At 43.7% G+C, this 12,571-nt stretch carries 6 protein-coding genes and 1 pseudogene; all 7 read right to left on the bottom strand.

Annotation, left to right across the window (positions count from 1 at the left end):
- Positions 1-633: 633 nt before the first annotated feature.
- Positions 634-750: pseudogene (locus FE810_RS09685) on the bottom strand (transposase); the annotation flags it as partial.
- 358 nt (positions 751-1,108) lie between these two features.
- Positions 1,109-2,182 carry a glycoside hydrolase family 117 protein gene (locus FE810_RS09680; RefSeq protein ID WP_138319850.1) on the bottom strand — a complete coding sequence of 358 codons (1,074 nt, stop codon included), beginning with the start codon at positions 2,180-2,182 and terminating at the stop codon, positions 1,109-1,111.
- Between the two features lie 33 nt (positions 2,183-2,215).
- Positions 2,216-3,781, bottom strand: a complete 1,566-nt coding sequence (locus FE810_RS09675; RefSeq protein ID WP_138319849.1) for an MFS transporter — start codon at positions 3,779-3,781, stop codon at positions 2,216-2,218.
- Positions 3,782-3,912: 131 nt separating this feature from the next.
- On the bottom strand, positions 3,913-4,617 hold the full coding sequence (locus FE810_RS09670; RefSeq protein ID WP_138319848.1) for a putative glycoside hydrolase: 705 nt from the start codon (positions 4,615-4,617) through the stop codon (positions 3,913-3,915).
- A gap of 45 nt (positions 4,618-4,662) precedes the next feature.
- Positions 4,663-6,207, bottom strand: a complete 1,545-nt coding sequence (locus FE810_RS09665; RefSeq protein ID WP_138319847.1) for a tryptophan halogenase family protein — start codon at positions 6,205-6,207, stop codon at positions 4,663-4,665.
- Positions 6,208-6,346: 139 nt separating this feature from the next.
- Positions 6,347-8,407, bottom strand: a complete 2,061-nt coding sequence (locus tag FE810_RS09660; protein ID WP_138319846.1) for an Ig-like domain-containing protein — start codon at positions 8,405-8,407, stop codon at positions 6,347-6,349.
- Between the two features lie 60 nt (positions 8,408-8,467).
- Positions 8,468-12,115, bottom strand: coding sequence for a TonB-dependent receptor (locus FE810_RS09655; RefSeq protein WP_138319845.1), 3,648 nt, complete (start codon positions 12,113-12,115; stop codon positions 8,468-8,470).
- Positions 12,116-12,571 lie beyond the last annotated feature (456 nt).

Below are 12,571 nucleotides of genomic sequence, written 5' to 3'. Positions count from 1 at the left end.
GAGAGATTGACGTAATTTTCTGAATCTGGGCAGCTTAATACCGTGGTTATAGCACTGTGTTAAGTATGATGTCCTACCATAGTTTGTTTGTTACGATATAGGCAAAAAGAAACAAACAGAGATATGGCACCACAAACGATAAACCAAAGCGATAAAATCAAACCTTGATTATAAATATATAGTTTGCCTACTACCCATGAAAAGCAGTAAATTGCTTGAAAAAACCAGATATATGCTGCTGTTGAAGTTGAGTATTTGTATGATCGAGCTGCTAGCATTAGAACTGACACTGCAGAAACAAAACCTAATGGGTAATACCAAGGATTCCATTCAAATATAGAGGTAGGTGTTACAAAAGTCGCCAAGAGAAACATACCTAGCTCAGGAGTCAGTATTAAAGACGGTCCAAATAATATGCATAAGACTTGGACTGCTCGTTTCTCTAATTTTGTTTCTCTTTCCATAGTAGTGTTTAACAGTTTATTTTGTTTAAGACTCTTCAATTTTCTTTTGAAAAATTTCTGAACTCACAGCTCTAAGAAGACATTAACCTTTTCAATCTATTAGCGTCAAATTTGTGCTATAAACAGTCGGTCAGCCATTACCTTTACCTGCGCAATTGAAAATGAAAACGCTGATACCTAGTTCATCACACACGGACTTGTCAGTCTTTCCATCTTCGGATGTTCTAAGTAAGGCCATCTTCTTAAATTCGGCAGGATATCGTTTGTAACTTTTACCCTTTGTCATAAACACCTCCTGTTGTATTCCTACAACAATTGTAGTGTGTCCACGAAAATGGGGTAAGTCGACATTACAGACCCATTTAATCCTTAATCACATGAGGCATCACTGAACAAGCACGTATCATTTGTTATGACCAAAGCAATACCGAATTAAGCAGAAGCTATCCTCACCCTGCCAACTTCCATACTAAAGGTTCAAAGGAGTGAGTCAACCTGCAATTAATTCATTGTATTTAATTAAATAAGAAACATCGAACACAAAAACGGGACCTTGCTGGTCCCGTTTTGACTTGAGATTAAACCGATAACAATCAAGGGGTCAGAGTTGTTGATTTTCAACAACTCTGACCCCTTGATGTGCACTATGCCGTATTTTGAAACGTACCAGCATCGAGTATCTGTTTACGCGGTTTGAATTTGCAGATGTAATTCCAGTTCCAGCTTGGGTCGTATTTATGGCATAAGCCCCAATCCAGGCCTGGCTCTGGCAACTCTTGCGCTGGGCGAAATAACCCTACAGCCTCGGGGCCACCTTTAATATGCGCTTTGATCTCAAAATTAATGCCGTCTTTGGCAAACTGAATGGTGTTTTTCTCAGGGCCGTCGGTGGTTAACATGGTGGCGATACCGCCTTGATAATTCCAAACCACGACTTCATGGCCACTATTGGAAATCGGGTTGTATTCTGATTTTACATAAGGGCCATGAATATCATCAGCGATGGCGACACCGTGTTTAATTTCCCGTCCGCCAAAATTCATGGTTTCGCCCATGGTTTCGCCTTTGTAATACAGATAAAACTTATCGTTAAAGAACAAAATGCACGGATCATGAACCTTATGACTATCAAAGCTCCCCTTCTCATAGACGTGAAAACGATTATCTTCATCACCTTTCCAGGAACCGTCTTTTGATGGTGATAAAATAGGGCCCGGTGATTTTTTCCAGGGACCAAACGGCGAGTCGGCTTCAGCTAGCGCAATTTCTTCATACTGACGATTGGTATAAGGATATTGAACCGTTTGATAAACCAGATAATATTTACCGCCATGCGCCAAAATTTCAGGCGTAAACACTGCACGGTCGTCATAACTTCCTGCAGGTCCGCGACTAATGGCTACGCCCTGCTCTTCCCAGGTTTCGGCATCTTTTGATGTTGCATGCCAGACTTCGGTTAAATCCCAGGGAAATACTTTATCTTCAGGGTTTGCACTACCAAAACCTACGGTTTCACCGCTGCCTTTGGTATACCAGCAATGGTACAGACCATCGACCAGTAGCACCGAGGTAGGATCGCGACGAATGACCCCTTCTTCAAAGGCGAAATCGCCTTTTAACGGACTAATATCAAATTCGGTAAGCCACTCAGGTCCTTTTTGATCGTAACCGCGCTCAATGGCACGTTGACTGGCGAGGCTTAATTTGTTTTCAGACATAAATCATCTCTCTAGCAATAATGACTTTTCCCATTAATTTGCCACCAATTGTGCTTCAATTTCTTCAATGGTTTTGTGTTTTGTCTCTGGCAACAGTTTGTATAAGCAGATAAAGCCAACAACACCACTGACGGCATAAAACATAAATACATCGGCGGCACCAACATTATTCAATAGCCATGGGAAAAACTGTTGTACGAAATAGCTGACCATAGAACTGATAAAGGCAAATACCGGTATCGCAACACCGCGCACGCCGGTCGGGAATATCTCTGAGAACAACACCCATAAAATTGGCCCCAGTGAGTAGTGGAAAGCAATAATAAATAACATAATGCCCGTCATCACGACGGCAACATTAATGTTGGTTGCATTTTGCAACAGAATGCTTTCTGCTGCTCGAAGCTCTGATTCTGACATATTTTTGCGAAGCGCCGCTTTAAATTCTATATCTGTCTCAAAGGTGATATCCGCCATATGGGATATTCCTTCAATACCATGCTCATTTTTTACTTCTATGATTTGTTCCGATGTCAGCTGATAGGTCGCCTGTTTAAAGCCGATATGGCAGACAAATAAACTGATGCTGGCCAAGATTAACCCTGACATCAGCAACGGCCTGCGGCCCACTTTATCGATTAAAAGTATCGCGACGATGGTAAAGGCAACGCCTACCACACCGACCACGACGGCATTTAAAAATGCGGCATCGGTACCCACACCAATTTGTTCGAATACTGTTGGCGCGTAGAATAAAATGGCATTGATGCCTGTGGCTTGTTGGACAATCGCAATGGTCAGAGCAACGATAACGGCTTTTCTGAGCTTGGTTGAAAATAGTGCCTTAAAGGATGCAATAAAGGATTTACTGGCAGGATCGATTTCCAGGCTGTGTTTAACCTGTGCCACTTCCTCTTCCGGTGATAGATCATGGTCAAAATTGGCAATAATTTCTTTCGCTTCCGCTTCCTGACCCTTCATGATTAACCAGCGAGGGCTTTTTGGGATCTTGAATAATAATGCGAACCAGATAATTGCCGGAATAATTTCGACGCCTAACATCCAGCGCCAGGTTTGTGTATCGATGGCTAAGCTAGACACCCAGGTTAAATCCGACTGGGATAACATTAAAATCCCGTAATTAATAAAATAAGCTGCCGAGAAACCAACAACGATGCTGACTTGAACGATGGAAACCAATTTTCCGCGGATTTTCGACGGGGCGATTTCGCCAATGTACATGGCAGCGACCGATAATGAGGTAAAGGCAAATCCTCCAACAAAACGCGCGACAACTAATGTTTCATAGTTTGGCGCAAATGTAGACGTGATTGCCGAGAAAATATAAATAAAAGAAATGCCAATTAAGGTTTTTTTACGGCCAATTTGATCACAAATATAACCGGTGATCATCAGCGCAAACAATACCGCCAGACCAGGCGCACTCACCATGGCGCCAACTTCCATATCCGATAGTGAAAATTCCTTTGAAACATATTTAATCGTTCCAGAAATTAATGCGGCATCTAACCCCAGAATAAATGCCCCAAACGCCACCACCATGGCACAAAAGTAGACACTATGGCTTACTGATTTCATATTCTTCCCCAAATAAAACCGTGTTTATTGTTTTTAAATTACGGTACTTCTTCTAATTAGCTCTGATGTTACCTTAACCACGCCATATTGTTAACAATTAAATATATTCAATTGCCGTGTTTTTTGAGTAGCTAGCCACAACTCAATGAATTTTCGGTCTGCACTACCCTGACGTTGTTGATTTCAAGATCCATTTTACCACCGGTATAAAGCATAAATGGCGACGTCACTTTACTAAAATCAAAATCAGCGCGTTTAAAGCAACTTAACGGAATTGGCAACATAGTCCACTCCCCTTTAGGCAAGCGTTTAAGGGCATTTTTCAAAGGAAACGTACTACGACATTGCCAGTCCCAGTTACATTCCATGGTAATTTCGACATTTTTATTCGGGGCTTTATTGACTTTTATGTCGATCAAAAGAACCCCTTTGTCTTGATAAGGCAGTAAATTTGCAAATCTTTGCGTATTAGTGATGTTGGCAGTCATCACGTTTTTATCTTCAGTGCCCCATTCATTTTTAACCCCTTTGGGTTTCCAGGTTAACCGCAGGGCATCCCCTTCAACATTGCGAGTTGCCTTTTGCGCTTTTAAACTTCCTTTGGCCGTTTTACCGGTCTGATTTTCCAAAATAACCTGACCAAATTGCAGGCTAAACTGCCATGGCGTGTTAGATTGTCCGGCAATAAAGTAATCTGTGGTCTGGTTCAGGTTTTGCGGTTGCTGTTGCTGCTGCTGCGCCTTAGTAACCGAGGTACTTAGCAAAAAAATAGTCGTAGCAATAAGAATACGAACCAAGCGGTCAACGTTGCGCATTGTCATTTTTTTAATAATCATACGTTTGCTCTTCTATTATTGATGTTTTAACAATAGGTGGTGGTCTTACGCCAGGTGAGCCATGAAAACGTCATGCCATTGACGATTGCGTGGCAAACCCGATTGTAATTGTAATTGGTTGTGTTTAGTCGTCTCGATTTGCGCAAGCAATTGCTGAACTTTGTCCTGAGGGAGAGATTGCTGTAACTGTGTTGGATAACCACTACCGTACAAAACATATTGATAGCTGGCTGCCTGAAAAATCTCACCATTGCGGTCAAAATCCAATAACGATGGCACCCGATGACGCCACAACTGTAATAGCTCTTTAAGACGTTCTGGTATTGTTTGTGGGTCGCGATGATCCAGCCAAAAACGCGATTGTCGTTCACTTAACACATAATGCAGTTTTAAAAATTCAATTACGCGTTGCCAGCGATAATGAAAGGTCTGATTGAAGCGTTTGGCAATAATTGGCATTTCCGACTGATCAACGGGCAATTGTTCGGCCAGCATATTTGCCGAGAGTTCGATCATCACCAAAGCCGATGCTTCCAACGGTTCAATAAAGCCGGCAGCCAATCCGATTGCCAGACAGTTGCCTACCCAAAACTGCTCTTTGTAACCGGGATTAAAGGCTATCTCGCGTATTTCATATGTCGAGCTGGCAGTCGAGCTGAAAGACGAGCGTATATATTGTTCCAGCACACCTGATGCGTCTGCAGAGTCCATGTGCCTTGATGAATAAACATGACCGATTCCACGCCGTTGCGGTACCGGTATGTCCCAAATCCATCCACTTGTTTGCGCGCTGGCACGGGTAACCGAGGCGATTGGCGAGTGCTGCTCTGGGATTTGTGCCGTTAGTGCCCGGTCACAAAACAAGGTATCACTGACATCAATATTCTTGACTGACAGTGCCTGTCCTAATAACAACGCTTTGATCCCAGAGCAATCAATAAACAAATCCGCATGAAGTCGTTCATCAGTGTCGGTATCTAACGACGTAATGGTTTTATCTGCGCCAACATTGACCTTTTTAATGTTGGCGATCCGATGCTCCACCCCAAGCTTGTCCATACAATGGTGTTTGAGGTATTTGGCAAATGCTCTGGCATCGAGATGATAGCCATAATTTAAATACGCATCGTAGCTACCCTGCTGGGTTGTTTTTGGTGCTAAACCGAGCGCACAGGTTGCATGTTGAATGCTTATATATTGGCTAAATGGCTGAGCTGTATTTTGCTGTAACCAAAGCCTCGACAAATCGCCTTCGACAGCGCCCGGCGGCACATCAAAAGGATGTAAGTACGACGACTCGGCATGTTCGCTATGCCAGTTAATAAATTGCGAACCTTGTTTAAAGGACATAGGGACATGGCGAAAAAGATCCCGTTCGTCAATGCCAAGCTTTTGCATCGTATCTGGCATAGTTGGCCAGGTACCTTCACCGACGCCAATCGTCGCTATGTCAGCAGATTCCACCAAGGTGATGGTTAATTGCTTTTGACGAATACGTTGTTGATGTGTCGCGGCTAAAATACCAGCGGTCAACCAACCGGCGCTACCACCGCCAACGATGAGAATGGATTGGATGGGTGTGTTATTCATTTACATCACTAATGTTTTTTTTGTTATCTATATTGATAAAAAAAGCCCTAGGCGTGCGGCAAAGGGCTTTTCAATTTAATGCCAGCTTGCACAACCTTGCCAAAACAAGGGGGAGAGTGCAAGTAGGCTTAACGCTCGGTTATTCAACTTCGACTAGCTGAACATCATCAACAATAAAGTCACCGTTACCACTCCAAAGACTTGGTTTGAACTGAATGGTTACACCGCGTTCATTCCAGTCGGTGATGCTGTTATAGGCGTCGACATTAATGAATTGTTCAATTACAAACACTTCATCTAATGGATGATTCACCATATTGCGCGTACGTGGTTGGATTTGTGATTGCAGATCATCACCAAAGACAGACGTCACTTCACCTTCATTGGTGTCAAACAGGTTCAGCGTGATAGGACTAAATCCATTCCCGTCATGTTTTTTGGCAACCACGATTAGGCGCAACAGGTACTTTTTACCATTTTCAATGGTGCCTTTAGGCAACGCAAGGTTCGCAGCAGCCCAACCGGTTGCACGTAAACTGTGTAAGCCATTAATTGGCGTTACCGATTCAATCGCAATATTGCCGCCGGTCCAAGCGCCTAATGTACCGTCTTCAAAGTTAACGTTGTTGCTACCTGATTGATACACGGCATTGTTGACCGGATCCGATGAGAATCGACCGGCAAAAACATCGTCCAGGCTAATCAAAGACGTACCCAAAGTCAGTTCACGTGACGTGGTGGCATCATCGCTTGCCAGCACAAATGACGTAACATTGGTGTTATGCTCTTTCCAAGGGACTTCAGCGCCACCAACAAATGGAGGATGGAATCCCCAGGATTGATAAACCGGTACTTCGCCACCATTGATCCAAGCACTATAACGGCCCCAGTTACCGATGCGATCGGTCTGACGTACGTAATAAGCGCCACCTGGTTGCACATCAAAGCTTTGCTTGATGGTTGTTTCACCGGACGCTTCTAATTGATATGCTCCCTCGGATGCATCACCGGTTGCCACAACCGAAACCAAACTTGAATCCGCTACTGTCCAGCCAGTTAAATCACCGGACTCAAAACCACCGTTGGTTAACAGACTTGTTGGCTCTTGACGGGTAAAGTTGATTACAAAACTGCTTTCAACTACATGCCCGGCAGTTTCGCCTTCTTCACCATCCGTCAGGTTAAAGCTGTATTCCCAACTCGCCATATCACCGTTTGCTGCGACATACTTGGAAAAATCAACCGGGTCAATGACGAGTACGGAACCAGAAGACTTATTGAACATAAGTGCTGGACCGCCATCAACAGGCATGATGCTATCCACATCGACAAGGATCGGATCACCGTTCCACTCAACTGTGTATTTTTCGTCGGCAAAATCGACATAAACCATGTCGTCATTGTTTGTCAGGTTCCCTTCATAGGTCATTACCACTTCTGGCGGTAATGGTTCAGGGCGGACACCACGAATGTTAATCGTCGCCTTGCGAGGTAAGCTGTGGTTATGATCTTCAACATCATAATTGAACACCAAAGAAACCGTTTCACCTAATGCAATTTGCTCACTGATGCTAGCAATATCTAAGGTCAATACTGAGCCATCAAGGCTGTGAATATCGAACTTGTTCGCTGCATCGGCCGTAAAACCAGAAATCGACAGCGCTTCACCATCAGCATCAACGACACCTTCGAGTAAATCGACAATCCCCTGTTCATCAAATTTGGTAAAACTTACCGTTAAATCTTCAAATACCGGGGCGAAATCTTCACCAATGACCGTGACCGTAATCGTACGAGGCACGGCCGCTTCACCATCACTGATGTTGTAGCTAAAGTTTACCGTTAAGGTATCACCGGTATCTAGGTTTGGCGCGATTGCCGATGGGCGAATGCCCAATTTATTGCCTTCAAATTCAAATCCGGTCATATCTTCAGCATCAGAGCTAAAACCGTCAATGTAAAGAATATCGCCATCCGGATCGAAGGCGATACCTTCACCATTTTTCGCGCCATCGGGTGTACCAAGCAGGTACAGAAATTCAAACGCATCGGCTTCATTATATGTGCGAACAATATCGCCACCATGTTCCGGTGCAGCATTTACGCCATCGTCCGGTTTAACATAGTCATCATCACAGGCTCCAAGCAAGGTCGTGAACGCCAGAGCCAACATCATTTTAGATTTTTGGAATGTCTTCATAATCAAACACCATTATTATTTTTAAATACGGGGCTAGCTCCCTAGCCCCGTTTTAACGGATTAAAAGTTAACGCGAACACCTAAACGATAAGTCGTGCCGACCTTATAGTTGCGATAGGTGCGAGATGTTGGCGCATCGCCTTCAAGCGGATTGCCTTCTTCCAGTGCAACAAAGTTGTAACCTGCACCATCCCACTCACGCTCAACCGCGATTTCGCGACTGGTAAAGTAAGTGCGATACTCTTCATCCGTCAGGTTGATTGCCTGGAAAGTGAACATCACGTTTTCGTTAAACTGATAGCTCGCAGAAATATCTAAGGTTCCGCGACCTTCATTCCAAATAGAACCTTGGTTCCATGTTCTTCCCTGTAAACCGGTATCATAGTCAGTACCCACCAATGAATCACTGGTGCCGCGATAACTGATACGGAATTGATGACCATTCTGCTCCCAGAAAACCGTTGCGTTATAGGTATGCTCCGGTGTATCTGCTACCGGGTAAGCCGGTAAGTCCTTGGTCGGATCAATCGTTGATTTATCCGCATCATACTCACTATCCTGATAGGTATAGTTCGCAGAGACACCTAAACCACTCCAGATACCCGGCAAGAAATCGTAAGTCTGAATATAACCAAGTTCCAAACCTGTAATTTGTGCGCCTTTACCATTGATGATTTTGCTCACGCTATATTGTGCACACAAATCACGTAGGTCATCACTGAAACGATTTGGATCGGATGGCCACCAGCCGTAATCGGCGGTTGCGCGAAGCGGCATACAGCCTTGCAATCCGTAATCACTGCTCTCATCCCCAGTTGCCAGAAGCGGTAAATCTTCCTGAGAAACCGGGCCATCTACCTCACGTAAGTCCATTAAGTAAGTCACCGCACTTTCGGTATCGGTGAAGTTTTTCATGTCTTTGTGGAAGATAGCGGCACTTAGCATTGACGATTCGTTGAAGTACCATTCCAAAGAAATGTCTAAGTTATTGGACTCAAGCGGTTCAAGCTTAGTGTTATACATATCAAGGCGACTACCTGACTGGGAGTTACCTGATCCCCAATAGCCGTTTTCATTTAACTGAAAACCTGGACGTAACTTGTCAATCTCAGGACGAGTCATGGTTTTTGAAACAGCCAGTCGACCAATCCACTCATCACTGAATGCATAGTTCAGGTTCAAGCTTGGTAACCAATTTTCATAAGAATGAGAACCGGCTGCCGCAAACGATTGCAATTCTTTATTTTGCGTAGACGTGAACGGAAACTGGTTTGCATTTAAGGTGCTTAACGGCGTAGTGCCATCATAAGTGATCGCCGATCCCCAACCGTGGTTACGAGTCGTAGATACATCGGCATAACGCCACATATTCAGCCAGTTAAGCGCGATCCCTGGATCTGCAAGGCTTGGATCTTGCTGGAACGCTGCCCAGGCCGCATAATCGGGATCATGACAAGGCCCTTGATCTGGGATTGGTGTCCACTGTGACGGATCGGTACCGCTGCTAGTATCATACCCTCGACCATCAACACGCTGATATTTCTTCTCATAACCTAGTGTTGCAGCTGGGTCTGAAAATACTGGCGCACGACAGGCTGGTAAGCTGGTATCGCGTAAATCACGCAGTTGTACTAAATCAAATTCACGTTCAAGAGTTTCGGTGAACTGCCAAAAATTTGCACCGGCATAACCGTCAGCATCAATATCTGTTTCTACGTAACGAATACCCACGTTACCGGTTAATCGACCATCAAAGTATTCGAAGTTTGTTTTCAAATAAAATGCTGTTGTGTCAATATCAGTGATCCGGGATTCAGTGTTGTTCGGGGTACGAACGGTATCTTCAGAGTCCAACATGATGGATGCAGCATAAGCCGCATCAACCGGGATCCAGCCCTGAGTAGCGCCATTACGGCTATAGCCCAGGCTATCCATAAAGTCATCATAAGGAAGACCGCCTTCTCGTGCGATTAAAGGCGCACGGATATCGAGCATTGAACCGCCAGGCACAACAACCGGATTACCATACTCATCTTCAATAACTTCAGAGGCAGTGACAGTATCAAATTGATAGCTTTGATTATCGACGTCTTTGGTACGTTGGGTAACTTTAGCACCAAACTCTACCGAGGTAAGGCCGACAACATCTAAGTCATATTCAAAATCCAGCTGAATATTTGCTAGCTCATCTTCAACTTTACGATCGGTTTCACGTAAAAATGCGAGATGCTGAACATCAACATCGGCCGGATTAAAACCGGTATAGACAGTATTATCGTCATAACCAGGAACAAAAATCCCGGTATCCGGATCGACTTCATTAACAATTTGCTCGCCCAAGTCTACAAAACTATCACCAAACACCATTTCACAACGGCCTGAGGTACAGTCATAACCAACCGGCTCAATCATTTCACCGGCATCGTAGAGTTTTACGGCTGGAACATTTGGAAAGTTTTGCAATGCCGCAAACGCACTCGGTAAAGAATCCGATTTACTTAAGGAATAACCAATTAACCCCGACATACGGAACTCATCGGTAATTTCCTGTTTAATATTCAGTGCCGCACTGAAATTATCCGATTCGTCGCCACCGGTGCTGTTTTGAATATCACCAGCGCCAAAGCGGTTAACGAATTTTGTGAGTGTCGATGTGTCAGTATTTATGGTGTACCAATCCGCCTGTGGATCGCTAAAAGGCGCTTCCGGGCGCAAGGTACCTAGCGGTTGTTCACCTTCGACAAAATTGTTGTTGCCTGGGAAACGACTAACCACGGCATCGTTATAACGTTTTTGCTCAGCTTTGGTGTAAGTCGCATCAAACATGATTTCAGTGCTGTCGGTAGGTACCCACTGTAAACCTAAGTTAATACCCGCTCTGTCATTGCTATTTTGATGCAATTCATAACGCGTGCTTTGGTGCTGAATCGCTCTTACCGGACCGGCAATAATATTACCATCCTGGTCGCTGGCAACTTGTATATCTTTGGAAGCAACGAAGTTTTCTACACGATATTGATCTTTACGAAAGGTATTGGTTTCGTCATAGACAGAAAGCGCAATACCAAAGGTCTCATCTAAGAATTTTTCAGAAAACGCGAATTGAACTTTATAATCTTCTTCTTCGGCAAAATCATTGTAACGACCCTGTAAAGTGAAGCTACGGATATCTTTGGCGACATCTAATGGACGCACAGATACCAGGTTAACATTTGCGCCAAGTGAACCTTCATCCTGATCAGCACTCGAGGTTTTAACCACTTCGAGTTTAGATAAAATATCAGAGGAAAAGGAACTTAAATCAACCGCCTGGTTGAAATCGGTTGACGTCAATTGCTGACCATTGAGTGTAATATTGTTCTGGTTGGCTGATGCTCCACGAACGGTGATTTGCGAACCTTCACCATTGGCACCGGACACCACCGATACACCGGTTACTCGTCCAAGCGCGTCAGCGATATTTTGGTCGGTGTTCTTCCCGATATCTTCGGCATTGATTGAATCAACAACCCCATCGGCAAAACGCTTATCATTGATAGACTTTTTCAGACTACTTTTTAAGCCAGTCACTTCAATGACTTCAATATCTTGTTCGGCTTTGGCTTGCTGCGTATCGGTTTCTTCCTGAGCGTAAACATTCACACTCAGAACCGATAGGACTGCAGCATAGACAGCACTAAGCTGAAACTTTTTACCTGTATCTCCCATCTCATTTCCCCATTAAGATTTTCAGTATTTTTGTTTTTTAAATCAATCAGCGGGATACCTAACACAGGTTTGTTGTTAGATCGTTTGCTAATTATTGCCCACTTTAGACCTTGAAATCGTAGATTGTCAACAATTTTGTTAACAATCTTCAATTAACACCCCGTGATTTTGTTAACAATCTACCTCAGGTAGTGTTGTTGATTTTTTGTGCGATATGTACAAAAAATCGGTCATGAAAAATATCTCCCTTTACATAGATGAGAAAATATATACAACTATTACAACACGTTAGGTGCAATAATCATTTTCAAATAAAGCCTAGCTATGGGGTGTCCTAAAAACGGGTAAATAGCAGCAACAGTGGACTCGTCAATATCATAACAAGGGTTGTAAAAAATAAAATTATTGTTAACAATTTTCTTTTTACAATTCCTTGGGTATACTCGACCCATTCAA

It is taken from the genome of Thalassotalea litorea (assembly GCF_005843925.1).
In the GTDB taxonomy this organism is placed as follows: Bacteria; Pseudomonadota; Gammaproteobacteria; order Enterobacterales; family Alteromonadaceae; genus Thalassotalea_A; species Thalassotalea_A litorea_A.
Note: the sequence above shows the minus strand (reverse complement) of the source record. Positions and strands in the feature narration are given on the sequence as shown.

Bases quoted from the DNA above. Each gene is read 5' to 3' on its own strand.
- FE810_RS09680 (WP_138319850.1), bottom strand. From the start codon at position 2,182: ATGTCTGAAAACAAATTAAGCCTCGCCAGTCAACGTGCCATTGAGCGC.
- FE810_RS09675 (WP_138319849.1), bottom strand. From the start codon at position 3,781: ATGAAATCAGTAAGCCATAGTGTCTACTTTTGTGCCATGGTGGTGGCG.
- FE810_RS09670 (WP_138319848.1), bottom strand. From the start codon at position 4,617: ATGATTATTAAAAAAATGACAATGCGCAACGTTGACCGCTTGGTTCGT.
- FE810_RS09665 (WP_138319847.1), bottom strand. From the start codon at position 6,207: ATGAATAACACACCCATCCAATCCATTCTCATCGTTGGCGGTGGTAGC.
- FE810_RS09660 (WP_138319846.1), bottom strand. From the start codon at position 8,407: ATGAAGACATTCCAAAAATCTAAAATGATGTTGGCTCTGGCGTTCACG.
- FE810_RS09655 (WP_138319845.1), bottom strand. From the start codon at position 12,115: ATGGGAGATACAGGTAAAAAGTTTCAGCTTAGTGCTGTCTATGCTGCA.